General features: G+C 54.4%; 17 protein-coding genes and 3 tRNA genes. 4 read left to right on the top strand and 16 right to left on the bottom strand.

The genetic code is table 11. The features are described from left to right. Positions 1-408 precede the first annotated feature (408 nt). From BMY01_RS10130 to BMY01_RS10140, 3 genes are all read left to right on the top strand, one after another. Positions 409-2,613 (top strand): primosomal protein N', encoded by a 2,205-nt coding sequence (locus BMY01_RS10130; protein ID WP_074746815.1) that lies wholly within the window; start codon positions 409-411, stop codon positions 2,611-2,613. Positions 2,614-2,769: 156 nt separating this feature from the next. Then, complete coding sequence (gene argH / locus BMY01_RS10135) at positions 2,770-4,200, top strand: argininosuccinate lyase (RefSeq protein ID WP_074746817.1); 1,431 nt, start codon at positions 2,770-2,772, stop codon at positions 4,198-4,200. A 12-nt stretch (positions 4,201-4,212) separates the two neighbouring features. Beyond that, positions 4,213-5,097, top strand: coding sequence for a fructosamine kinase family protein (locus BMY01_RS10140; RefSeq protein WP_074746820.1), 885 nt, complete (start codon positions 4,213-4,215; stop codon positions 5,095-5,097). 17 nt (positions 5,098-5,114) lie between these two features. Here BMY01_RS10140 and BMY01_RS10145 read toward each other — a convergent pair whose 3' ends face one another. Genes BMY01_RS10145 through BMY01_RS10165 form a run of 5 tightly spaced genes read right to left on the bottom strand, consistent with a single transcriptional unit; the run spans position 5,115 to position 13,612 of the window. Beyond that, positions 5,115-6,722, bottom strand: a complete 1,608-nt coding sequence (locus BMY01_RS10145) for a peptide chain release factor 3 (RefSeq protein WP_074746822.1) — start codon at positions 6,720-6,722, stop codon at positions 5,115-5,117. Positions 6,723-6,739: 17 nt separating this feature from the next. After that, positions 6,740-8,839, bottom strand: coding sequence for an ABC transporter ATP-binding protein (locus tag BMY01_RS10150; RefSeq protein ID WP_074746824.1), 2,100 nt, complete (start codon positions 8,837-8,839; stop codon positions 6,740-6,742). Positions 8,840-8,875: 36 nt separating this feature from the next. Continuing rightward, entirely contained in the window at positions 8,876-10,336 is a 1,461-nt protein-coding gene (locus BMY01_RS10155; RefSeq protein ID WP_074746826.1) for an ABC transporter permease, read from the bottom strand. 21 nt (positions 10,337-10,357) lie between these two features. Then, positions 10,358-11,335, bottom strand: coding sequence for an ABC transporter permease (locus BMY01_RS10160; protein WP_074746828.1), 978 nt, complete (start codon positions 11,333-11,335; stop codon positions 10,358-10,360). Positions 11,336-11,338: 3 nt separating this feature from the next. Continuing rightward, positions 11,339-13,612, bottom strand: coding sequence for an ABC transporter substrate-binding protein (locus BMY01_RS10165; RefSeq protein ID WP_081353871.1), 2,274 nt, complete (start codon positions 13,610-13,612; stop codon positions 11,339-11,341). A gap of 282 nt (positions 13,613-13,894) precedes the next feature. Here BMY01_RS10165 and BMY01_RS10170 point away from each other — a divergent pair, with 282 nt between their 5' ends. Further along, positions 13,895-14,677 carry an enoyl-ACP reductase FabI gene (locus tag BMY01_RS10170; protein ID WP_074746830.1) on the top strand — a complete coding sequence of 261 codons (783 nt, stop codon included), beginning with the start codon at positions 13,895-13,897 and terminating at the stop codon, positions 14,675-14,677. Positions 14,678-14,690: 13 nt separating this feature from the next. Here the strand turns inward: BMY01_RS10170 and BMY01_RS10175 are convergent, their stop codons facing one another. The 11 genes from BMY01_RS10175 to hpnD form a co-directional block, all read right to left on the bottom strand. Next, positions 14,691-16,577 carry a SurA N-terminal domain-containing protein gene (locus BMY01_RS10175; protein WP_074746832.1) on the bottom strand — a complete coding sequence of 629 codons (1,887 nt, stop codon included), beginning with the start codon at positions 16,575-16,577 and terminating at the stop codon, positions 14,691-14,693. 59 nt (positions 16,578-16,636) lie between these two features. Further along, positions 16,637-16,713: transfer RNA gene (locus BMY01_RS10180), tRNA-Asp, on the bottom strand. A 14-nt stretch (positions 16,714-16,727) separates the two neighbouring features. Beyond that, positions 16,728-16,803, bottom strand: a tRNA-Val gene (locus BMY01_RS10185). Positions 16,804-16,817: 14 nt separating this feature from the next. Further along, positions 16,818-17,090, bottom strand: coding sequence for an HU family DNA-binding protein (locus BMY01_RS10190; RefSeq protein ID WP_011381631.1), 273 nt, complete (start codon positions 17,088-17,090; stop codon positions 16,818-16,820). Between the two features lie 170 nt (positions 17,091-17,260). Beyond that, entirely contained in the window at positions 17,261-19,672 is a 2,412-nt protein-coding gene (gene lon / locus BMY01_RS10195) for an endopeptidase La (protein WP_074746834.1), read from the bottom strand. 91 nt (positions 19,673-19,763) lie between these two features. After that, on the bottom strand, positions 19,764-21,041 hold the full coding sequence (clpX, locus tag BMY01_RS10200) for an ATP-dependent Clp protease ATP-binding subunit ClpX (protein ID WP_074746836.1): 1,278 nt from the start codon (positions 21,039-21,041) through the stop codon (positions 19,764-19,766). 67 nt (positions 21,042-21,108) lie between these two features. Continuing rightward, entirely contained in the window at positions 21,109-21,750 is a 642-nt protein-coding gene (clpP, locus tag BMY01_RS10205) for an ATP-dependent Clp endopeptidase proteolytic subunit ClpP (RefSeq protein WP_074746838.1), read from the bottom strand. Positions 21,751-21,752: 2 nt separating this feature from the next. Further along, on the bottom strand, positions 21,753-23,060 hold the full coding sequence (gene tig / locus BMY01_RS10210; protein ID WP_074746840.1) for a trigger factor: 1,308 nt from the start codon (positions 23,058-23,060) through the stop codon (positions 21,753-21,755). 95 nt (positions 23,061-23,155) lie between these two features. Next, a tRNA-Leu gene (locus BMY01_RS10215) sits at positions 23,156-23,240 on the bottom strand. A 118-nt stretch (positions 23,241-23,358) separates the two neighbouring features. After that, a complete protein-coding gene (locus tag BMY01_RS10220; protein WP_175463243.1) occupies positions 23,359-24,105 on the bottom strand; it encodes a YciK family oxidoreductase in 747 nt (248 codons plus the stop codon). A 107-nt stretch (positions 24,106-24,212) separates the two neighbouring features. After that, positions 24,213-25,055, bottom strand: a complete 843-nt coding sequence (gene hpnD / locus BMY01_RS10225) for a presqualene diphosphate synthase HpnD (RefSeq protein WP_074746842.1) — start codon at positions 25,053-25,055, stop codon at positions 24,213-24,215. Between the last annotated feature and the right edge of the window lie 16 nt (positions 25,056-25,071).

The following is a 25,071-nucleotide window of genomic DNA, read 5'->3' on the forward strand; positions in this document are numbered from 1 at the left end:
CCTCTACCAGTACTTTACATACCCATAAGCCCGTAAAGACTACTCCCCGCCATACACTTAAGTCAAGCAGTTTGTCAGAGGCCAAATAGGGCAAAATGCGCGATAATCTATTGATCCTTAGCCATACCACGCATTTCAAGAACTGCAGCATATCTCATGCCAGAAATATTATTATCTTTAAATTCAATAAGTTGTATCATTCGCACTATACTTTTATTACGCAGATGTAAGAAAACTCGACAAACCCTGAGGCTGGGAGAACCCGGATAGAAGAGGCATCAGCACGAAAAGCGAGTCATTCTTTACTAGTCAATCTGTATCCATAATTTGTACACCCACAGGATTCGTATTTCATCCTGGCCGCGTTTATCATACCCCCTTTCCACCCCGATCACCGCTGATCCCGGCATGCCCATCATTCGCGTTGCGCTTGATAAACCTTTGAATACACTCTTCGATTATCTCGCCCCGGCAGGAGTAACAGAGCAGGATATCGGTTGCCGCGTATTCGTTCCCTTTGGAAAAAGTCGCATGACAGGGGTTATCATGGAGGTAGCCTCTCACTCCGACATTTCCCCGGACAAGATCAAGCAAGCTGGTCAGGTATTCCGCGATGTTCCCCCCCTGCCCCCGGAGTTGCTCGATTTATTCCGTTTTTGCAGCGAGTATTACCACCATCCGCTGGGAGAAGTGGTAATGAATGGCCTTCCGATCAGATTGCGCAGCAGTCAACCTTTTTCCATTCGTACGGCGCCCATCATTTTTCAATATCGCCTCACGACGAAGGGCCGTGCCGTCGATATATCGGCCATTCCAGGCCGCAGCATCGCCAAACGCAGACTTCTGGTAAAGCTGAAGCAATCCAGCATGATCGAAGATGAGGAGGCAAAGCAATTTTCCAGCCGAGCCGCCGAGGCCATGAAGGAGTTTGTCGCTTTGCAATGGGTGGAAGAAATACCGGTGGCGTCCCCCGTGGTTTCGGCTTCTCCGTTTCAAGAAACACCGCCGCTCCCCGTGCTGACCCCTGCGCAGAAAAGTGCGATTGATGCAATAGTCCCGAAAATGGGGGAATTCAATACATGGCTGTTGCATGGAGTGACGGGCAGCGGAAAAACAGAGATATACCTGCAATTGATTTCACTGCTGCTGCGCCAGGCGCGACAGACGCTCGTCCTCGTCCCGGAGATCAACCTGACGCCGCAATTGGAGTTCATCTTCCGGGCTCGCTTTCCCGGGGTAAGGCTGGTCAGCCTCCATAGCGGATTAAATCCCACTGAACGCGCCGAAGGGTGGGTGCAGGCGCAGCATGGAGAAGCCGAAATAATACTGGGTACCCGGCTCGCTGTATTTACTCCGCTGCCAAGGCTGGGAATGATCATCGTGGATGAGGAGCACGATCTCTCATTCAAACAGCAGGAGGGTTTGCGCTACTCAGCGCGGGATGTCGCTGTCTTTCGTGCAAAGCGCGCCGGAATACCCATAGTATTGGGTTCGGCCACCCCGTCGCTCGAAACCTATTACAACGCCATTACAGGACGCTATCTCCTGTTGCGCCTGCCCTCGCGTGCCGCCGACAATGCCTCCCTGCCCACCGTGCATTGTATCGATATCGGTAAAATAAAAACCCAGGAAGGCTTTTCACCTCCGGTCATCTCCGCGCTGGAAAAATGTCTGGCATCAAACCAGCAAAGCCTGGTTTTTATAAACCGTCGTGGTTACGCGCCAATTCTGCTATGCAGAGCATGCGGGTGGACAGCGGTCTGCCATCGCTGTGCCAGCCGTCTGGTCGTCCACTTGCGCGAAAAAAAACTGCGCTGTCACCATTGCGGCCACCAAGCGGAATTTCCCAGCCTCTGTCCGGAATGCGGGAATCAGGATATTGCTCCTTTTGGTCACGGCACACAACGAATCGAAGCTGCATTAACCCGGCTTTTTCCCCATGCCCGCATCGTCCGGATAGATCGCGACAGCACGAGGCGGAAAGATTCCTGGCAGCGGATATTGAAAGATATTCGTGAGCAGCGCGTGGACATACTCGTGGGCACGCAGATTCTCGCGAAAGGACACGATTTTCCAAATCTGTCACTGGTCAGTATTCTGAATTCCGACGCCTCCCTGTTCAGCACCGATTTTCGCGCATCGGAGCGATTGTTTGCCCAACTGATGCAGGTAGCCGGGCGCGCGGGACGTTCAGGTACTCCCGGCGAAGTTTTGATTCAAACCGGGTTCCCCGATCACCCGCTCTATCGCGCGCTGCACCATCACGATTACGACACACTTGCCCGGATGCTGCTGGAAGAAAGGAAAACCGCGCACTTCCCGCCATTCGTCTATCAGGCTCTATTACGGGTGGAGGCGCCGGCAATTGCTACCGCGCTCGCCTTTCTTGCCAATGCGGCAACCTTGGCAAAAGCGCCACACCAGATTAAGGTATTTGATCCGGTTCCGGCCCAAATGGCGCGACTGAAGGGAATGGAGCGCGCTTATCTGCTGGTGCAGTCGAAGTCCAGAAAGAAGCTGCAGGAATTCCTTGGGAGCTGGCGCACGAAGCTCGACAACCTTCCCAGCCATAAAGTGCGCTGGACGCTGGACATCGACCCGCTGGAGTTCTAGGAATATCTGGCATAGATTCCTCTGGAACATTTCCGACGCAGGGCGGCGTCATGGTGACGGATGATTTGATTTATACTCGTCACTTTTTTCTGAAGCAACGATAGAAAGTGGTTTCAAAGGACTCCGGTCTTTGCAAGCCATTCCATCGGGAACATTATGACGGCCTCAAAAAGCACGGAAGCCCTGCCCGGCGATAACACAAACACATGGTCAGGACGCTTTGATGAACCGGTTTCGGAACTGGTTCAGCGGTATACTGCGTCGGTCGGTTTCGACAAGCGACTGGCGGAGTACGATATCCAGGGATCCCTCGCACATGCACGCATGCTCGCTGCCAGTGGCATTATCGGCCATCATGACCTCGACGCCATCGAACGAGGCCTGAGCCAGATCCGGCAGGAAATCCAAGGTGGCGAATTTGTCTGGCAGTTGGCTCTGGAGGACGTTCATCTCAATATCGAGAAGCGCCTGACTGCGCTGATTGGTGACGCCGGGAAACGGCTGCACACGGCACGTTCCCGTAACGATCAGGTAGCGGCGGACATACGGCTCTATCTGCGCGCCTCCATCGACCGGATTACCGCCCTGATCCATGCAATGCAGAACGCGTTGCTGCATCTGGCGGAGCAGCATGTCGATACGGTGATGCCCGGCTTCACGCACCTGCAGGTGGCGCAACCCATCGTCTTCGGACACCACCTCATGGCCTATTTCGAAATGCTGAAACGCGACGCGGAGCGTTTGGCCGACTGCAGAAAGCGCGTGAATAAACTCCCGCTGGGAGCAGCCGCGCTGGCAGGAACAAGCTATTCCATCGATCGCGCGATGGTAGCGCGGGAACTGGGTTTCAAGGGTGTCTGCGAAAATTCGCTGGATGCCGTTTCCGACCGGGATTTTGCCATTGAATTCTGTGCAGCAGCAGCGCTGATCATGACACATCTGTCGCGCCTGTCCGAGGAACTCATCTTGTGGATGAGCCCACCTTTCGGATTTATCGACCTGGCTGACCGCTTCTGTACCGGTTCATCCATCATGCCGCAAAAGAAAAACCCGGATGTGCCTGAGCTGGTGCGCGGCAAAACCGGGCGCGTGAACGGACATCTGGTCGCATTGCTGACTCTGATGAAGGCCCAGCCGCTCGCGTACAACAAGGATAACCAGGAAGACAAGGAGCCCCTGTTCGATACGGTAGATACACTGACTGACACGCTGCGCATTTATGCCGATATGCTGGCCGGTATACGCGTCAAGCAGGCTGCCATGCGGGAAGCAGCGACGCGCGGGTATGCCACTGCCACCGACTTTGCCGATTATCTGACAAAAAGGGGATTGCCTTTCCGTGAAGCGCACGAAGCAGTGGCACAAGCAGTGCGCTTTGCCGAAAAGAACAACCGGGACTTAAGTGCGCTCACCCTGCCGGAGCTACAGCAATTCTCTCCGTTGATCGAGGACGATATCTTCACTGTGCTGACGCTGGAAGGGTCGTTAAACAGCCGCAATCACATTGGCGGTACTGCCCCGGTACAGGTTGCCGCCGCTATACGGAGGGCAAGAGAATGGCTATCCGCAACCACCAGCCGCGCATAGTCTGAAGCAATTATGCAATCCTGGACAGAAATCGCGGCGCAGATCTCCCATTCCACCCGTACTCCTTTTACCATACAAACAGCTTCTCCCCTGGGTGGCGGTTGCATCAACCAGGCATATCGAATCGAAGGGAACGGCCAACGATTCTTCGTCAAACTGAACAACCCGGAATGTCTTTCGATGTTTGAGGCGGAGGCTGCGGGTCTTCAGGAAATTCGTAATTCCCGCAGTCTGCGTGCGCCTGCGCCAATATGCTGGAGCGGAAATACTTCCGTGGCATGGCTGGTGCTGGAATATGTGGAGGTGCGCGCCGGCTCCGGGGAAGGTGCCTGTGCGCTGGGAGAAGGATTGGCTACAATGCACCGTGTCTCTTCCGGAGAATTCGGGTGGACATGCAATAACACCATTGGAGCGACCCCGCAAATCAACGCACCTTCGTCCAACTGGATCGATTTCTGGCGCAAGCACCGTTTAGGGTATCAATTGCAATTGGCGAAGGCCAATGGCTACTCAGGACGACTGCAGACGCAGGGGGAGCGATTGATGGGGGAACTGGATCGCTTTTTTCCTGACGGACAACCTGCCGTGTCGCTCCTGCATGGCGACCTCTGGAGCGGCAACTACAATTTCGATGAAACGGGGCAACCCGTCATATTTGATCCTGCCGTCTACTATGGTGACCGCGAAACCGATATTGCGATGACTGAACTGTTTGGCGGTTTTCCCGGCAGTTTTTATGCGGCTTACCGGTCCGCCTACCCATTGGACGCGGGTTATGCAACCCGCAAAACCCTCTACAACCTGTATCACATACTGAACCATCTCAACCTGTTCGGCCGGGGATACCTCAGCCAGGCGGAGCAGATGATGGGCAGACTGCTGGCGGAAATCCGCTGAGGTTCGCTTCGGGGCTGTCAAACATCGACAGACTCCTGAAACACAAGCCCGGCGTGCTCGCGCATTTTGTGGAAACGAATGTGTTTCCAGTTTTCTTCGGCCACGCTGAGTTCCGCGCCGAAGGAAGCCAGGAATGTTGGTGCGCCCACGGCATCATAGGCGACGCGGTGGGCGTTGGTGTCGATGAAGCGTTTGAGTTCACGTGCATCCTCAGCGGTAATCCATCGCGCCAGCTGGTATTTCGCGGGAGCAAGACGCGCGTCCACGCTGTATTCATGCTTGAGGCGATGTGCGACAACGTCGAATTGTAAAGCTCCCACCGCCCCAAGCAGTAGTGCGCTGCCCAGGTGAGGCCTGAAAACCTGGATCGCACCCTCTTCGCCCAATTGAGCCAACCCCAGTTTGAGCTGCTTACTGCGCATGGGATCGGCGATTTCCACTGTCTGAAAGATTTCCGGCGCGAAAAATGGCAGACCGGTAAACTGCAAGCGCTCTCCTTCTGTCAGCGTATCCCCGAGTTGCAGTGTCCCATGATTGGGAATACCAATGATATCTCCGGGATAGGCAACGTCGAGTAAATCGCGCCGCTGGGAAAGAAAAGATACGACTCCGTTGGTACGAATATCCTTGTCGTTACGCGCAATTCTCAGGTTCATGCCACGTTCGAACCGGCCGGAACAGATGCGAACGAAGGCGATACGATCCCGGTGAGCCGGATTCATGTTGGCCTGAATCTTGAACACTACTCCCGTGAACCGTGGTTCGTGCGGCTGGACGTGGCGCTGCAATGCGCTGCGTGAACCAGGTGGCGGGGCAAGACCTACCAGGGCATCCAGCACTTCACGGATGCCGAAGTTATTAATGGCCGAACCAAAAAAAACCGGAGTCTGGCGGCCTGCGAGAAACGCTTCCTGGTCGAATTCCGGCGAGGCGCCTCTTATCAGCTCGATTTCCTGCTGCAGATTCGCGGCCTGGTCTCCAAAACGTTCTACCAGCAGCGGATTATCCAGGCCTTTGATGATTTCATCTTCATCGTCCAGCCTGTCAGCACCGGGATGAAAAACACGCATGTGATTGTGCCGCAGATCGAAGACGCCTTGAAAACTGCGCCCCATCCCCATCGGCCACGTAAACGGCACTGCTGCCATGCGCAGTGTTCGCTCGATTTCATCGATGAGATCGAGCGGCTCGCGCACTTCCCGGTCCATCTTGTTTACAAAAGTGATAATGGGGGTGTTACGCGCTCGGCACACTTCCAGCAAGCGCAATGTCTGGGCTTCCACCCCATTGCCGGCATCGATCACCATGAGGGCGGCATCCACTGCAGTCAGCACCCGGTAAGTATCCTCCGAGAAATCCTGGTGTCCCGGCGTATCGAGCAGATTGATGACGCAATCTCCATACTCCATCTGCATGACCGAGCTGGCAACCGAAATGCCTCGCTGCTTCTCGATCTCCATCCAGTCGGAGGTCGCGTGGCGGCTCGCCTTCCGCGCCTTGACACTGCCGGCGATATGGATGGCGCCGGCGAATAACAGTAATTTTTCCGTGAGTGTCGTTTTACCGGCATCCGGGTGAGAAATTATGGCAAATGTGCGCCTGCGCGCCACTTCCTGACCAACCATTCGGGGTATTCCTTATCTTATGACTGTGTTTTACGGTCTGACTGCTCCTCGTCTTGAGGATAAAGATAGCAGTGTGCCGTATGCGTTGAACTGAATGCGCTTGCTACCGGGTAGTTTTTACGACAGACCGGCATGACGTGGGAGCAACGGGGATGAAAATGGCAGCCTTGCGGCGGATTGGCGGGCGACGGAAGGTCGCCGTGCAGGCGAATAACCTTCCGCTTCGACTCCAGTTCGATAACGGGAACAGCGGATAACAATGCCTGCGTATAGGGATGGCGGGGGCTACCCAGAACTTCGTCCACCGTCCCGCGTTCCACTATCCTTCCCAGATACATGACCGCGATCTCATCCGCAATGTATTCGACCACTGAAATATTATGGGTGATGAACAGATAGGCCAGACCCAGATTGCGCTGCAATTCCCTCAACAGATTTAAAATCTGGGCCTGCACCGACACATCCAGCGCGCTGGTGGGCTCATCACATACGATCAGCTTCGGGTTGACGGCCAGTGCGCGGGCAATCGCTATCCGCTGGCGCTGCCCGCCGGAAAACTCATGTGGGTAACGCCATTTGGTCTCTGCTGGCAGACCGACACTTTCGAGTAACCCGTCCACTCTTTTTTCCTTGCGCTCTTTTCCGTCATCTTCGACCCCGAGGGCGTTCATTCCCTCTTCGATAATATCGACAATGCGCATTCTGGGATTGAGTGATGAATACGGGTCCTGGAATATAAGCTGGAATTCGCTGCGCAGTCTCCTTAACCGGTTGCGCTCCAGGCCTACCAGTTCCACCCCGTTGTAGCGCACGCTGCCCGCCGTAGGGGGGATGAGTTGCAGCATGGCTTTTCCTGCCGTCGTCTTTCCGCAGCCGGATTCTCCCACCAGCGCCAGCGTTTTGCCCCGATCAATTTTGAGCGATATTCCGTCGACTGCCTTGACGTACCCCGCTACACGCCTCATCAAGCCCTTGTGGATAGGGAAATAAACCTTCAGATCAGTAACGGATAACAGGGAACCATCAGGCGTTGATTGCTCCACTCCAGCACTGGGAAACGATTCAAATTCCCTGCTTTCCGTATCCAGCCTTGCCGGCGCGCCTGCTTGCCCCGAAACCGCCGGTTTGACGATTTTTGATCCAAAATTCTGATTAAAGAGGTGGCATCTTACCTGCTGCTCTCCGGTCAGCGCGGTCCATCCGGGCGCGACCTGATGACACAATTCCCACGCCTGGTCGCACCGGTCCGCAAAACGGCAGCCAACGAATTCCCGTGACAGGGAGGGAACGTTGCCCCTGATCGCATCCAGCCGATGACCCTGTTTGCGTCTGTCCCTGCCGGGCAAGGCAGCAAGGAGCTTGCGGGAATAGGGATGCGCCGGGCCGCGAAAAAACGCCTCACGGCTCGCCGTTTCCACAATTTCCCCTGCATACATTATTCCCACCCGATGCGCCATTTCTGAAGCCACCCCGAGATCGTGTGTAATCAGCAAGATTGCCATACCAGCCCGCTGCTGCAAGCCGCGCATGAGTTCCAGCACCTGCGCCTGGATGGTCACATCCAGCGCAGTGGTGGGCTCGTCGGCAATCAGGAGCTCGGGCTCCCCGGCCAACGCCATGGCAATCATCATTCGTTGCTTCATTCCACCGGAAAACTGGAAAGGATATTCGTTCATGCGCCTTGCCGCATCCGGTATTCCCACCTGATCCAGAATTTCCACGATGCGTTTTTCTGCCGCTTGTCCACGCAAGTCGAAATGACGCTGCAATACCTCGCCAATTTGATGCGCCACGGTCATCACCGGATTAAGGCTTAACATCGGCTCCTGGAAAATCATGCCGATGCGCTTCCCACGCACGTCGCGCATGGCTGCCTCGGGAAGCAGCAGCAGATCTTCGCCGCCTAAACAGACAGAGCCACTCACGATTTCTCCGGCCTCGGGCAACAACCGCATTATCGAAAGCGCCGTGATGGATTTGCCACACCCGGATTCCCCCAGGAGAGCAAATGTTTCACCCTTCAGGATCTGCAGCGTAAGCCCATCGACCGCCCATACCGGTCGCGGCTCCGTGTGCAGAACGGTTTCGAGATTCTGGATTTCAAGAACTGAATTCATGGCGGGAGAGAAGCCTCTGTAGAAAAGGGGATCTGATTACGCATTCTTCCCGATGCTTTTCCGGCGCCATGTTCTCGCCAGGGCAGACAGGGTCTTCATCCTTGGATCGAACGCATTCTGTACCGCATCGGCAAAGAGATTCGCGCTCAGGACCAGCGCAAACATGAAGCTGAAGGCGGCAAACAGCGCCCACCACACCATCGGTTCCCGCGCCATTTCCAGGCGGGCGGCGTTGATCATGGTGCCAAAACTGATGGTTGAAGGATCAACGCCCACTCCCACATAGGACAGTACAGCCTCTGCCAGCACCAGACCGCTGAAATCCATCACGGTGGTGATCAGCACGATGTGCATCACATTGGGGATAATATGGCGGCTGATGATGCGCCAGTGGGAAACACCGAATGCATTGGCTGCCTGGATATATTCCATTTCGCGCAGCTTCAGGGTTTCGCCCCGCAGGAGGCGGCACAGGCCGGTCCAGCTTGTAACCCCCAATATGATGCAGAGAAACAGCAAGCGGAGATCAGCGCGCGCAGCGATTGTGTCGAACAGCTCAGGATGAGTCTCCATGTAAACCTGCATCATCAGCACGGTGGCAGCAATCAGTAGAACGCCGGGAATCGAACTGAGCGTGGTGTACAGGTATTGAATCAAGTCATCTACCCACCCCCGGAAATAACCTGCGGCGACTCCGAGAAGCAGTGCAAAAGGAAGCATCATCAGTGTCGTGAGCGTTCCTATGAGAAGTCCGGTACGGATACTCTTGAGGGACTGATAAAATACGTCCTGCCCCACCTTGTCCGTGCCAAGAATGTGGTAATCGCTGCACAATGCAAGAGCCGCGCCGCCAAGCAACAGTATCAGGGCGAGCGTCACAAATACCGCTCTCCACGGCACCGGAGTAATACCCCGCCAGATTGTGGAAAGCGTGGACATAAACCTTTCATCCCTGCGGTGCGCCACAAGCGCTGTCACCGATGTCGCGATCAAGAACCAGAGCAGCAGGGCCAAGCCCGCGCCTGCTCCAGCTCTGGTGGCAATATCGCTGGCGAGCTGAGCTTCCGGATCCTGCAGGTGCGCTCCGCCGAATTTCAGACGGGGGAATTCGCGTACCTGCCCTCCGCCCGGCAACTCCACGGTTTCACGAGCGTAGAGATGCGTGGCGAAAGGCGCTGAGTAGGTTGTTTCCACCTGCGTGCGCAGAGGCGTTGCAAGCAGGTCGAGCAGGCTCAACACTTCGACCCCGTAAGCGGCTTCACTGCCGCCATTGCCGTTTTCGATGGCGGGACGCAAATGTATCGTGTCGAGCAACCCGATAACGATAAAGAACATCAGTATGGTGAGGGCTGCCATGCCGCTTGCACTATGTCCGACGCGCCGCCAGGGTGCGAGAAGATGTTCATGGCGCCGCACCTGCCAGGCAAAGATAACGATTACGGCAACCAGAACGTAGACGAGCGCATCAGTCCACAGGATTACAGGTTTGAAAGACATGTCAACCTTGCCGGAAGATAGTCATTCCAGCCTTATCCTCGGATCTACAAGCGTATAAGAAATGTCGGTCAATATCAGACCGACGATATAGAGCAAAGATCCCAGGAAAACCATCACGCGCACCACGGCAAAATCCTGAGAGTTGATCGCATCGATGGTATAGCTGCCCAATCCCGGAATGCCGAAAAATGATTCCACGATCAGACTTCCCAGAAACAGCAGGGGAATTACCACAACGGCTCCGGTAAGAATTGGAATCAGGGCATTCTGCAGCACATGCCGGAACAGCACGGTACTTTCCGGCAGGCCCTTGGCACGGGCAGTACGCACGTAGTCCTTGCCCATTTCCTCCAGAAAAAGTGTCCGGTACCAGCGCGTGTTTGCGCCGGCCGCGCTGATGATGCCGATAATCACCGGCAGCACCAGGAACTTGGCCGAATCCAGTCCCTGGCTGTAACCTGATATGGGCACGAGATGCCACAATTTGCTGATCAGAAATTGCCCTCCGATAATATAGAACAGGCTTGAGATGGACATTAGCGCGACGCATAGTACCACACCCCAAAAATCCACGTAGGTGGCCCGAAAAAATACCATCGTCAATGCGAAGGCGATATAAACGATGAGCCCCAGCACGAATACCGGAAGTGCAATGGCGAGACTGGGCAGCATGCGCGTCCTGATTTCGTAGGCGATGTCGCGCCCGTCATCGGCACGGCCGAAGCGGAACGCAAACATGGCGACGGATTTCTCGAAAAATATGGTACGGGTAATTTTCTCGAGGCCCTCCTCGGCATTGTTGAACATCAGCGGCTGATCATAGCCGTGCTCCTGTTTCCACTTGGCGATGGCCTCGGGTGTAACACGCTTGATGCCAAGCTGCATGCGCGCCATGTCATCGGGCGTGTTCACAACAAAAAACAAGGTGAAAGTAATCAGGTTCACGCCCACCAGAATGGGGATCGCATACAGGATGCGTCGGATGATGTAATTAAGCATCACTCACCCTTCAGCCTGAGCTTCCATTTTCAGCGCGACATCCGATATTCCTGTTCCTCGCTCCCTACGCCGATAAACAAGCACGGCGGGAAGCAGACTGCCGGCAAGCGCAATCAATCCCGCGATGGCGGGCCAGACTACCGGTTCATTCCACTCACGCCGCTTCTGCTCGCGCAAGACTCCGTCTATGCGCAGATATTTGACATTGTTGTTTGACAGTCTGTTCGGTTTGACGTTGCCATACCATGAGTGATACAAGCCGTAGTCTTTGGGATGATAGCCCCATAGCCAGGGTGCATCGTGGCGCAGGATATTGACCATTCTATCGATGATCTTCTGGCGCACAGGGCCGTTCTCCATATTCTTCATTTGCTCGAACAACCGGTTATATTCGGAATTGGAGTAATTGGAAGCATTCTCGCCTTCACTGCCTACCTTTTGCTGTGGACCATGTAGCAGGAACAGGAAATTCTCCGGATCGGGATAATCGGCGTTCCAGCCCCACTCGAAAATCTGGGCATTGCCCTTGCGAATCTTGTCCTGAAAGCGGTTGTAGTCCGTGCTGCGAACCACCAACTGGATCTTGAGTTTCTGAAATTGCTTGCGCATCCAGTCGAGGCTGGATTTATCCTCCGCGCCGCGAGCCGTTACGTCGAAATAAAGTACGAGCGGCTCACCGGTTCTGGCGTTGATGCCGTTGGGATAACCTGCTTCTGCCAGTAATGCCTTGGCCACCTCTATCGACTTGCGGCGGGGCCGTCCGTCTACCCACTCATAGACTACGGGGTTGATGCCTTCTTTGCCCTCGCGATGCCCGGCGATGCCGGGAGCAATCGGACCTTGGGCGGGAATCCCGCGTCCGTTGGCAAATATGGAGACATACTCCTCGTAATCCACTGCAATGGAAATCGCCTGACGCAACTTCCGGGCCGATTCGCGGCCACGTTTCCCAACACCGCCGACGACTGGGTCGAGCATATTGAAACCGACGTAATTTGTGGAAGTCGCAACAGCCGTTTCCAGCCGAATGCCCTGCTCCTTCATCGCTTCAGTTACGGTCGCCTCTCCCTGTCCTGTCAACTGCACAGCCTGGTCGAAACTGTCGGAACCGATATTGGAGGCATCGTAGTAACCCTGCAGAAACTTGTTCCAGCGTGGAATGCTTTCCTTCTCCCGGCTGTATACGACCTTTTCTATGAAAGGCAGCGGTTTACCGGCATCTTTCAGCAGCCCCCCTTCCGCATCCTCCGGCATTCCCTCGGAAGGGTAAGTTTCACCATGAAAATTGGGATTCTTTTCCAGCACCATAATCCGATTGGGATTATTCTCCGACAGCATGTAGGGCCCGGTGCCGACGGGATACCAGTCGAGGTTGATATTTTTTTCCCACAGGCCTTTCTGGCTGTAGAAGCGCTCAGCCTCCCAAGGAATAGGTGCGAAAAAAGGCATTGCCAGCCAGTACCTGAACTGCGGATATTTGCCCTTGATCTTGATGCGATAGGTATACCGGTCCACCACTTCGGCCCCCTCCAGGGGGTAACGTGCAAGATCCAGGTAATCCTCGCCGTCCTGCTCGCGTCCGCTCTGCTCCCCCTGCTCCTTGGACTGCTCTTTGAACGCCATCTCGAGCGTTGTCGCATATTCCTTGAGGCCCACGATGTAATCGGACATCAGGCCGAAAATAGGGGAGTGCAGCCGGGGATGAGCCAGTCGCTTGATCTGGAAAACGTAATCTGCAGCGGTGAGTTCCCGGGAGCCGGTTTGCGAAAAATCGCTCAACTTGTAAATGCCACGTACATCCTCCTCGCCAAGCCTGTGATAAAGGAACTCTCCCTGTGAGTCCCTGGCGAAGGCCGGATGAGGTTGATAACGTATACCGGACTTGATTGAAATTTCATAAACGGTAAAGGCGATCTGACCGGCGTCCACATTGTCGCCCAGGCGCGCGCCTTTTTCGTCAAAATAATGCACCTCCGGCATTTTCGTCGCGGAAGCGGGAATCAATTCGTAGGGACGTTTCAGGTAATGGTATTGCAGCGGCGGTTCATATATCTGCGCTGTAAAAAGAATCTCATTGGAGCTGTAGGACTGCACCGGGTCCAGGTGCTTGGGGCGCTCGGCAAAAGCAGCATAAAGTATATTTTTTTCCGCATCCGCGGCAGGATATGGACTGTTCCAAGGGTTGCCGCTGCAGGCGCACACCAGAACAGCAAGGAATGCGGGAAGGAAGTGCGTCGCTGGCAAGGTTGCGGTCTTATTCAGAAATTGGGTAAACACAGGCTTGATGATACAGGGGCAATTCTTGATTCCTCATGGGCGGATTTTCGGCAAACCGTGTGATTCTACAAGCATGCAACAGTTGAAGCTATAATGCCGGAGTTGGCCAGGTTCAGCGTGTATTTCAGTTCGACGCTATACGTCACGTTATTTGCCCGTGTACCTTGACCCCCAGTTTTGTCAGGAGTTCAAGCCGTCTGCGCGACTTCGGGACATCCGGACAAGCAGGGACGCCGTATTTCTATATTTCACATCGTTACTCCAACGCCGCAAGGATATGACATGACATTTCTCGCCAGCAAGCGCATTCTCATCACGGGTCTTCTGACCAATCGTTCGATTGCATATGGCATCGCAAAGGCGATGCATCGCGAGGGCGCCCAGCTTGCCTTTACTTATCAAGGGGAAGGTGTGCGTGAACGGGTCGAAAAAGTCATTAAGGAATTTGACAGCGATCTGCTGTTTCCTTGTGATGTTTCAAAGGATGAGGAAATCGACCGATGTTTCGATGATCTCGCAAAGCGCTGGGATGACCTCGATGGCATTGTTCACTCCATTGCCTTTGCTCCACGCGAGGCGCTCAGCGGAGATTATCTTGAAACCGTAAACCGGGAGGCTTTTCGTATTGCCCACGATGTCAGTTCCTACAGTTTCGCTGCGCTGGCAAAAGCTGCCCTTCCACTGATGCAGGGACGAAATGGCGCGCTTCTGACGCTCTCCTATCTGGGTGCAACAAGGGTGATGCCGAATTACAACGTTATGGGACTGGCCAAGGCAAGTCTCGAAGCCAATGTCCGCTTCATGGCGTCCAGTCTGGGTCCCAAGGGAATACGCGTCAATGCGATTTCGGCAGGACCGATCAAAACGCTGGCTGCGGCAGGAATCGGCAACTTTGGAAAGCTGCTGAGCTACACGGAGAAGGTTGCGCCGCTGCGGCGTAATGTATCGATCATGGATGTGGGCAATGTGGCCGCCTTTCTATGCAGTGATCTGGCAGGCGGCATAACAGGCGAAATTACTCATGTCGATGCCGGATTCAACACGATTGCCTTCGACACCCTCTAATCCCGGAGCATGGCTACTTCTCGAGGTTTTCACTCCTGACCGATACATCATACCTTTTCTTGATTCCATCCAGATAGGATGAAAATTCTTCCTGGGCGAACAACTGGCTCAGTTGGCCTGCAAAAGCTTTTCGCTCGTCTGCACTGGGCGTCCGCGACTCGATGACACGGTCAACGCGAATCAGGGTAAAACCACCCTGAGCATTCGGCATGCCTGAATAGGCCGGGAGGTGATTTGTTTCAGCCCTGAAAATCGCCTGTACCGTCTCATTGTCAAAACCCTGGCGCTCCCTTCTGGAAACCAGCTGGCTGGAGGTCCATTTGATTGCGGCAGTCTTTCCCTGCTGCAGCTGTGCAAGCTGCTCCTTCCCTTCGTTTACCGCTGCTTTGGAAGCCTCCTCCCGGGCGATCAACACTGCGATTTTATCCCTCAACTCATCCACAGAAGGGGTAGTGGCCGGTCTGTAGTCAAGCACTCTAGCCGAAACAAGCGTGTTGGGAGAAACTTCAATCGCCTCCGTGTTGCGTTTATCCTTGATCGCATCTTCTGAAAATATTGCCTGAAGCAGCCTTTCATTGTTGAGATAAGGCGGCTCATCCGAGTTCATCCGAATCCAGTCGCTCTGCTGTATGGTCAAGCCAAGACTTTCCGCGACCGGTTTCAGGCTATCGCTCTGCTCATACACCATGTTACTGAAGCTGTCCGCCATTTCACCAAACGTCTTTGCAGCTTTCTGTTTCCTGACTTCCTGTTCAACCTGCTTCTTCACTTCCTCGAAACTCGCCTGCTTTCCGCCTCTTGCCTCCGCCAGCAGGATGATATGAAATCCATGCTCAGTCTCGACGATATCGCTGATTTCACCCGGCTTCATCCGGAAAACCACGTCCTCGAATGACTTCGTCATCATGTTGCGGGCGAAAAAACCGAGATCTCCGCCCGTTGGCGCGGAGCCCGGATCCTGGGAATGCTGTTTCGCTAGTTCCGCAAAACGCTGTGGGGATTTTCTGACCTCGGCCAGCAGTTCCTCAGCTTTGGCGCGCGCTGCCGCGCGATCAGAAGCGGAAGCCGAAGCAGGTGCGCTTATGAGGATATGACTCGCACGGCGTTCTTCAGGTTGTCCGAATTCGTGCTTGTGCTCCTCATAATAGGCCAGCGCTTCATCGGCGGTTACCTGCGCCTTCTCGGCCAGCGCATCCATCGATAACACTACATACTCGACCCGCGCCTGCTCCGGCACTTGGAATTCGGCCTTGTGCGCCTCATAGTAAGCCTTGATGGCGTCATCACCCGGTTTGACATTCGCGAGAAACCGTTCCGGTTGGATTTGAACAACACTCACTTCACGCTTTTCGTCACCCAGGCGCAGGATTCTTTCCGCCACCGAATGGGAAATAAACGCATTTTTGGAGAAAGGATCAACCAGTTGCTGCCGCATCAAATCCTGACGCAGGCGTGCTTCAAAAGCGCGCGCGTTCATTCCCTGGCTCCGCAGCCATTCTTCATAGCGCTGCTTCGAAAAATTTCCGTCTTCCTGAAATAAGTCGATGTTCTGGATCATCTCGACCAGTTGCGCGTCGGCCACCCCCAATCCAACGCGAAATGCTTCCTGCCGCAGCAAGCGCTGCTGGATCAATCCTTCCAGGATGGCCGCTCTCACTTCGGGTTTCTCCAGCAGCGCCGGGCTGAAATTCTCTCCCATCGTGGCGCGCATATTCTCCTGCTGATTGCGCAGCGCCTGCTCAAATTCCTGGCGGGAGATTTTTTCTCCTGCGGCGAGCGCCACATGGTCACCCCCATCCGCATTGCGATAGGATTCGACGCCCCAGAAAACGAACGGTAACGTGGCAAGTCCCAGGATGATCTGAACGATGCGTCTTTTCTTGTTGACGAAATCAAACATTGAATGACGGAAAACGAATAAAAAAGGCGAACTCGCGTTCGCCCTGATATAAACAGATATGGCGGAGTGGACGGGACTCGAACCCGCGACCCCCGGCGTGACAGGCCGGTATTCTAACCAACTGAACTACCACTCCAATAAATCTAACTCTGGTGGGTGCTGACGGGGTCGAACCGCCGACATTCGCCTTGTAAGGGCGACGCTCTACCAACTGAGCTAAGCACCCCCGCCGATAAGCCGCTAGTTTACTGCATCCTTGAGCGCCTTGCCAGCAATGAATTTAGGAACCTTGGTAGATTCGATTGTGATAGCAGCGCCTGTACGGGGGTTGCGGCCGGTGCGGGCGGCACGCGTGCCTACCTTGAACGTCCCAAATCCTACCAGTGTTACACTTTGGCCTTTCTTAAGAGCGGCTTTGATCGCTTCCAGCGCACCGTCCAGCGCATTTCCCGCCGAAGCTTTGGAAATGTCCGATGATTTCGCGATGGCATCGATGAGTTCAGCTTTATTCACGTGATTCCCCTTTCATTATTGTTAAGAGAGTAAAAACCCTGCAAACGTTTTATATCAAGCGGCTTGTGCGTGGTCAAGCCATTGTAAAAATATTTCCGCTTCGCCTTTATAAAACCTTTGCAGGCCATTAGCCCTCTATCACTCCTGTTATCCAGACTCTTTAACCAAACCTAGTGCTTGATGACCGCCGGCGTCACATCCCCTTCCACCGCAACAGGAGCGGGAACTGATGAAGGAGGAGTTGGAAGCGGTTCGGGTTTGGATTCCAGGGCCAGATCCAGCACCTGATCTATCCATTTGACTGGGTGGATATCCAACCTGTTTTTGATATTCTCCGGGATTTCGTTCAGATCTTTAACATTATCCTCGGGAATCAGCACAGTCTTTATGCCGCCGCGGTGCGCTGCCAGCAGTTTTTCCTTGAGCCCCCCAATTGCCAGCACCTCACCCCGAAGTGTGATCTCACCGGTCATCGCGACAGTTGCACGCGCCGGAATGTTGGTCAACGCCGACACCATCGCCACGCAGATACCTATACCGGCACTGGGGCCATCTTTCGGTGTCGCACCTTCCGGCAGATGGATATGGATGTCGTTCTTCTGGTAAAAATCATCCGCAATACCCAGAGCCCGTGACCGGCTGCGAACCACCGACAGGGCGGCCTGGACCGATTCCTGCATGACCTCGCCCAGCTTTCCTGTCGTGATGGACTTACCCTTGCCTGGCAATACGACGGCCTCGATCGTCAGCAATTCCCCTCCGACCTCGGTCCAGGCGAGGCCCGTCACCTGCCCGATCTGGTTCTTTTCCTCCGCGACGCCGTAGGTGTAACGCCTTACGCCGAGGTATTTGTCGAGGTTCCTCCCGGTGACAGTAATCCGTTTCTGGCCGCCCTTCAGCAGCAGCGCCTTTACCACTTTACGGCATATCTTGGAAATTTCGCGCTCCATCGCCCGCACACCCGCTTCGCGTGTGTAATAGCGCGTGATATCCCGCAGGGCTGACTCCGAGACGGTCAATTCATTTTCCTTCAAGCCGTGATTTTTCATCTGTTTCGGCAACAGATAGCGTGTCGCGATGTTGAGTTTTTCATCCTCGGTGTAGCCGGACAGCCGAATCACTTCCATGCGGTCCAGCAGCGGCGCAGGGATGTTCAACGTATTCGCGGTCGCGACGAACATGACGTCCGACAGATCATACTCAACCTCGACATAGTGATCGACGAACGAGTTATTCTGCTCGGGATCCAGGACTTCCAGGAGTGCGGATGAGGGGTCGCCCCGAAAATCCATGCCCATCTTGTCCACCTCGTCGAGCAGGAACAAGGGGTTCTTCACACCCACTTTCGCCATGTTCTGCAGGATCTTGCCCGGCATGGAACCGATATAGGTACGGCGATGACCACGTACCTCCGCTTCGTCCCTAACGCCGCCGAGCGACATGCGGACGAACTTTCGGTTAGTAGCCCGGGCGATCGATTGCCCCAAAGAAGTCTTCCCTACCCCGGGCGGTCCCACCAGACAGAGGATAGGCGCTTTCAACTTATCCACGCGCTGTTGTACCGCCAGATACTCGACAATCCGTTCCTTGACCTTTTCCAGGCCGTAGTGATCCTGCTCGAGCACGGCTTCCGCAACGCTGAGGTCTTTGCTTATCTTGCTTTTTTTCTTCCATGGCAGAGCCACCAGCGCATCAATATAATTACGCACCACAGTGGCTTCAGCCGACATGGGCGACATCAACCGCAGTTTTTTCAACTCCGATTCCGCCTTGGCGCGCGCCTCCTTGGACATCTGGGCGCTTTTGATCTTCTTGTCCATCTCTTCCAGATCAGCGCCTTCCTCGCCTTCACCCAGCTCCTTCTGGATGGCCTTCACCTGCTCATTGAGATAGTAGTCCCGCTGGCTTTTTTCCATCTGCCGCTTTACACGGCCACGAATACGCTTTTCCACCTGAAGTATGTCAAGCTCTGTTTCCAGCAGACCAAGCAAGTGCTCCAGGCGCTTTGGCACATCGAAAATTTCCAGCACTTCCTGCTTCTGCTCAAGCTTCAAAGGCAGGTGCGCGGCGATGGTATCAGCCAGACGGCCTGCTTCGTCTATGCCGCTGAGCGAAGTCAGGATCTCCGGAGGAATCTTCTTGTTCAGCTTCACGTACTGATCGAACTGGGCCAGCATGGCGCGGCGCATCGCCTCGACCTCATGGTTATCCACGGCATCGGGCGGCAGCAATGCTGCCTCGCCGGCGAAGTACGTACCGTCGTCAACCACTTTCATGATGCGAGCGCGGCGACCGCCTTCCACCAATACTTTCACAGTACCATCAGGCAGCTTGAGCATTTGCAGCAGGTTTGCGACGCTGCATACCCCGTACAGATCTTCGGGTGCGGGCTCGTCCTTGGCTGCAAACTTCTGCGCCACAAGCAAAATGCTCTTGCCGGATTCCATCGCGATTTCCAGCGCCTTAATGGACTTGGGCCGGCCGACAAACAGGGGAATCACCATGTGCGGAAAAACCACCACATCGCGCAATGGCAACAAAGGTAATGAAATCTGATTTTGATCGTTCATGGGAGAGGACATATCGGCTCACCTATAAGAAACAAACGATAGTTATGGGGACGCCGTAAAGAAATTCAAGCAACGACGGCAATGTCGAAACACGAAACCCGGACTAGCAGCTCTTCGCCACTTTCGGTTTGTCCGAATAGATCAGAATGGGTTTGATATCCCCATTGACGGAACTGTGGTCAATCACCACTTTGGCAACATTCTCCAGTGACGGCAGATCAAACATCGTATCCAGCAGCGCAGCCTCAAGAATGGAGCGTAAACCTCGCGCACCGGTCTTTCGCACGAGCGCCTTGCGAGCAATCGCTTTGAGCGCCTGCTCCCGGAATTCGAGATCAATGCCCCCTTCCATGTGAAACATTTTCTGATACTGCTTGATAAGCGCATTCTTGGGTTCAGTCAGGATTTGAATCAACGCGGCCTCGTCAAGTTCCTCAAGGGTTGCAACGACAGGTAATCGGCCGACGAATTCCGGAATCAGGCCATACTTCACCAGATCCTCGGGCTCCACACCGCGCAGTACGGCGCCAAAATCCTTGCGGTTATCCTGGCTTCTTACACTGGCGCTGAAACCTATCCCGCCCTTCTCAGAGCGAGCGCGTATGATCTTCTCCAGGCCATCAAAAGCGCCCCCGCAAATGAAAAGAATATTGGTGGTATCTACCTGCACGAACTCCTGGTTGGGATGCTTTCTCCCCCCCTGCGGCGGCACGGACGCAACCGTGCCTTCGATCAGCTTGAGCAGTGCCTGCTGCACCCCCTCACCCGAGACATCGCGCGTGATGGATGGATTATCCGATTTACGCGAAATCTTGTCGATTTCGTCTATGTAAACAATGCCTTGCTGCGCCTTTTCCGCATCGTAGTTACATTTCTGAAGCAGTTTCTGGATGATGTTTTCAACATCCTCGCCGACATAACCCGCCTCGGTCAGCGTTGTCGCATCCGCCATGACAAAAGGCACATCCAGCAAACGTGCCAGCGTCTGGGCAAGCAGTGTCTTGCCTGAACCCGTGGGGCCAATCAGCAAGATATTGCTCTTCGCCAACTCGATCTCATCCGGATCAGCGGATTTTGCGAGAGTTCTTAGACGCTTGTAGTGATTATAAACCGCTACCGACAGAATTTTCTTCGCCTGCTCCTGGCCGATCACGTATTGATCCAGGATCTGTCGAATTTCATGGGGAACAGGCAGGTCCGACTTTGCGAGCTTGGCCGCCTCCACACCCTGTATTTCCTCGCGAATGATATCGTTGCACAACTCGATACATTCGTCGCATATGAATACCGAAGGACCGGCGATCAGCTTCTTTACCTCATGCTGACTCTTACCGCAAAAGGAACAATAAAGCAGTTTTTCTCCGCCAGTTTTCTCTGACATAGTTTTATCCCGCATTATCCGAGCTGAATGGCTCGTGACTGATTACAAGCTCTCCCGAAGTCAAACTTCAACCGGCACCCTCTGCCCTCGAGGTTAGCACAGCGTCCACCAGGCCATATTTCACCGAGTCCTCCGCACCCAGAAAGTTATCCCGGTCGGTATCTCTTTCAATGGTTTCCATACTCTGACCGGTGTGTTTTGACAGTAGCTCATTCAATCGGTTCTTCAGATACAGGATTTCCCGGGCGTGAATCTCGATATCGGATGCCTGCCCCTGGAATCCTCCCAGCGGCTGGTGAATCATCACACGGGAGTTGGGCAGGCAAAACCGCTTCCCTTTCGCTCCGGCTGCCAGAAGCAGCGATCCCATGCTGGCCGCCTGCCCTATGCAAAGCGTGCTGACGTCTGGCTTGATAAACTGCATGGTATCGTAGACTGCCATTCCGGCGGAAACCAGGCCACCGGGCGAATTTATGTAAAAATGAATATCCTTGTCCGCATTTTCCGATTCGAGAAACAGGAGTTGCGCGACAATCAGGTTGGCAGATGCTTCGGTAACAGGTCCCACAAGAAATATGACCCGCTCCCGCAACAACCGGGAATAAATATCGTATGCGCGCTCTCCCCGCCCGCTGGTTTCGATCACCATCGGGATCAAACCCAAACCCTGCGGTTCGGGATTACGCTGCTTCCACTCGAATCGTTGCATATTTATGATCTTCCCATCAATTCATCCAGCGGCATCGGCTTGCCGGTCACGACTGCCTTCTCCAGCACCCATGTCACCACGTTATCCTCCAGTGCCGCCGATTCAGCCTCCTTCAGCCGCTCCGGCGCAGCATAGTGCCAACTGACTACTTCGGCCGGATTCTCGTAGGCTTGCGCGAGATCTTCCACCACCGCACGCACCTGCTCCGGTTTGGGGTGCAAGCTGTGTATTTTTACCAGTTCCCCCAGAATCAGACCCAGCTTCACCCGATGTTGCGCCCGCTCCTGGAGCATATCGTGCGGCAGGGAGAAGTTCTTTGTATTCAGACCGCGTGAAGCAAAATCATTGCGCGCATCCTCCATCAGGCGGTCCAGCTCCATTTCCACCAGCGCTTTGGGAGGATCAACGTTACTGGTCGTATCGATAAGGATCTGCATTACCTGCTCCTTGAGCCTCGCATTTACGCGTTTGGCCGCCTCTCGTTCAAGATTCGCCCGGATTTCGCTGCGCATCTTTTCAATATCGCCCTCGGCAATCCCTAGCGAAGTGGCGAAATCAGCATTCACTTCCGGCAGTTTCGAAGATTCCACTCCATTGAGCTTCACTTCAAATACGGCCGTTTTCCCTGCAACCTCCTTTCCATGATAGTCGGATGGAAAGGCAACTTCAAATGTTTTACTCTGACCCGGACTCATGCCGAGCAGAGGTTCTTCAAAGTCCTTGAGAAGCCTTCCTTCGCCCAGCACCAGACTGAAATTTTCAGCTTTACCACCCGCAAACTCGGCACCGTCGATCAAGCCACGATAGTCGATATTGATTCGATCGCCTGACTGGGCCGGTCGATCCGCAGGTTCAAACTCAACCCGCTGCTTGCGCAGCATCTCCAGGGTTTTATCCACATCGGCAGGAGTAACCTCAACTACCGGACGTTCAATATGCGCGCCGCCAAGATCGCCGAGCGCAATATCTGGATAGACCTCGAATGTCGCACTGAATTCAACCTGAGCAGTATCGCTTTCTGCCAGCTTGGGTTCGAAGCGCGGATAGCCCGCTACCCGCAGATTATTCTCGCGCACTGCCTCGCTGAAATTCTTTTTCAGCACATCTTCCATGACTTCCTGGCGAACCTGCGGACCATATTGCTGTGCGACAATTTTCAAGGGCACCTTGCCCGGCCGAAATCCGTGAAATTTCGCTGTTCGCGCCAGTCGCTTCAAGCGGCTTTCGACTTCCGTTTCGATTTTCTCCTGGGGAACTGAAACGTTAAGGCGGCGCTCGAGTGCACCAAGGTTTTCAACATTTGTCTGCATTAAATTTCCTGAGGATTGACAACATTATTTATCATGAAGGGGCCAGGGAAACCCGATAGCGATCAACACGCATCGCTCAGACCTGTTCACATCCCTGGTGCGAAAGGGGGGACTCGAACCCCCACACCTTTCGGCGCCAGAACCTAAATCTGGTGCGTCTACCAATTCCGCCACTTTCGCAGGCTTTTCATTCCGGACTTGACCCCAATTATACCCGTTTCTCCCTGCGACAGCAGCCATGCCCCTTTGGACAAAGTCGGCCGCCGTGAAGGACAGCACCGCGATGTGCAGTGATCAGCTAGCAGAATATCGTTTTGCCACTTACCGCTTTGCTGTCAGGACCCATAAGATATAAATAGCAGGACATTAGCTCCTGCGGCTGGCGCAAACTCTGCTTGACTTCACCCGGATGCGTTCTAGTTCGCTGTGGCGTGTGCACAGGTCCCGGAATCAAGGCATTGATACGCAGAGTAGGAAGGATTTCCCACTCCTGCGCCTGGATCTTGACCAGCGCCTCCACTCCGGCCTTGGCTACCGCAAAACCACCCCAGTAGGCGGCGGGAACATGTCCGTGTGCATCGGATGTCATAATGATGCTTGCATCAGGAGAAGCCTTCAGCAGCGGAAGGCAGGCGCGGGTCAAGGCAAACGGCGCAATGAGGTTGACGCGCAGCAGGGCGAGCCATTCTTCCAGTGTCTGGGTCTCCAGCGGTGTCAGGTTGAATAATAACGCCGCATTATGCAGAATGCCATCCAGTCTGCCCAACTGCAATTTAATGGCATGGGCAATAGCAGCAAAATCCTTGTCCCCCGCTTTTTCCAGATCCAGCGGAAAAATAGACGGCTGAGCCCCGCCTCCCGCTTCGATTTCGTCATAGACGCTTTCCAGTTTCTTCACGTTTCGCCCATGCAAGATAACCGTGGCGCCATGGGCAGCATATGTCAGCGCGGCAGTTCGACCGATACCCTGGCCCGCTCCGGTAACCAGGATCACACGATCCTTGAGCAGGTCGTTCGGCGCAATGTAGTTTTTCAAATCGTTCATAAAAGATACTTACGGTTGGAAACAAATTTCCGTTAAGAGGGTTGCTCCCGGTTTACAACAACCCAGGTTCCGGAGAGAGCGCCTTTGGGTAGCGCGGGAACAACACTTCACCCTTTCATCCAGGTTTTCCACGCTATCCAGAGTTTACGCAGCGGCGTCAGGCTTATACGCTGCCGCATCACATGACATCCATCAGCCTTGATCTCCTTCAGTAAGGCCTGATAGATCGCGGCCATGATGATCCCGGAGCGCTGACTTTTGCGATCCTCCTCCGGTAGTGCCGCGAAAGCGCTCGCATAATAACTTTCCGCCCGCTCGATCTGAAATTCGATTAAACGCCTAAAATTGTCCGTTTCGCGCGACTGGAGTATATCCTCATTGCTTACCCCGAAGCGTGCGAGTTCGTCCTGAGGCAGATAAATACGATCGCGCCGGGCATCCTCCCCGACGTCGCGTATGATATTGGTAAGCTGGAATGCCAGGCCGAGATCCTGAGCATATTCGAGCGTTTTTGGATTGCGATAGCCGAATATCTCGGCGGAGCACAATCCCACTACGCTTGCCACGTGGTAACAGTAGTGCCGAAGCGTATCGAAATCCGCATAGCGGTTATAATCAAGATCCATTTCCATGCCGTCTATGATCTCGTTCAGGCGGCCTGCGGTCAGATTGAACGTGCCTGCCACTCCGGCTAATGCCTGCGCCACGGGATGGCTGGGCTTGTTCCCCTCTGTATCGAAGATCGCAGCAACTTCCTGTCGCCACCATGCAAGCTTTGCCCGCGCTACTGACGCTTCCGTACACTCGTCTACGACATCGTCCACCTCTCGACAAAAAGCGTAGAGTGCAGTAATGGCACGACGCCTCTCAGGAGGCAGATAGAGAAAGCTGTAGTAGAAGCTCGAACCGCTTTGAACAGCTTTTTCCTGGCAATACTGGTCTGGGGTCATGATAAGTTATTAAAAA

Source organism: Nitrosospira multiformis, assembly GCF_900110185.1.
GTDB classification, from domain to species: domain Bacteria; phylum Pseudomonadota; class Gammaproteobacteria; order Burkholderiales; family Nitrosomonadaceae; genus Nitrosospira; species Nitrosospira multiformis_A.

Coding starts and splice junctions, on each gene's coding strand:
- tig (WP_074746840.1), bottom strand. CDS start 23,060: ATGCAGACAAATGTTGAAAACCTTGGTGCACTCGAGCGCCGCCTTAAC.
- BMY01_RS10145 (WP_074746822.1), bottom strand. CDS start 6,722: ATGGTTGGTCAGGAAGTGGCGCGCAGGCGCACATTTGCCATAATTTCT.
- argH (WP_074746817.1), top strand. CDS start 2,770: ATGACGGCCTCAAAAAGCACGGAAGCCCTGCCCGGCGATAACACAAAC.
- hpnD (WP_074746842.1), bottom strand. CDS start 25,055: ATGACCCCAGACCAGTATTGCCAGGAAAAAGCTGTTCAAAGCGGTTCG.
- BMY01_RS10140 (WP_074746820.1), top strand. CDS start 4,213: ATGCAATCCTGGACAGAAATCGCGGCGCAGATCTCCCATTCCACCCGT.
- lon (WP_074746834.1), bottom strand. CDS start 19,672: ATGTCCTCTCCCATGAACGATCAAAATCAGATTTCATTACCTTTGTTG.
- clpX (WP_074746836.1), bottom strand. CDS start 21,041: ATGTCAGAGAAAACTGGCGGAGAAAAACTGCTTTATTGTTCCTTTTGC.
- BMY01_RS10175 (WP_074746832.1), bottom strand. CDS start 16,577: ATGTTTGATTTCGTCAACAAGAAAAGACGCATCGTTCAGATCATCCTG.
- BMY01_RS10130 (WP_074746815.1), top strand. CDS start 409: ATGCCCATCATTCGCGTTGCGCTTGATAAACCTTTGAATACACTCTTC.
- clpP (WP_074746838.1), bottom strand. CDS start 21,750: ATGCAACGATTCGAGTGGAAGCAGCGTAATCCCGAACCGCAGGGTTTG.
- BMY01_RS10170 (WP_074746830.1), top strand. CDS start 13,895: ATGACATTTCTCGCCAGCAAGCGCATTCTCATCACGGGTCTTCTGACC.
- BMY01_RS10150 (WP_074746824.1), bottom strand. CDS start 8,839: ATGAATTCAGTTCTTGAAATCCAGAATCTCGAAACCGTTCTGCACACG.
- BMY01_RS10160 (WP_074746828.1), bottom strand. CDS start 11,335: ATGCTTAATTACATCATCCGACGCATCCTGTATGCGATCCCCATTCTG.
- BMY01_RS10155 (WP_074746826.1), bottom strand. CDS start 10,336: ATGTCTTTCAAACCTGTAATCCTGTGGACTGATGCGCTCGTCTACGTT.
- BMY01_RS10220 (WP_175463243.1), bottom strand. CDS start 24,105: ATGAACGATTTGAAAAACTACATTGCGCCGAACGACCTGCTCAAGGAT.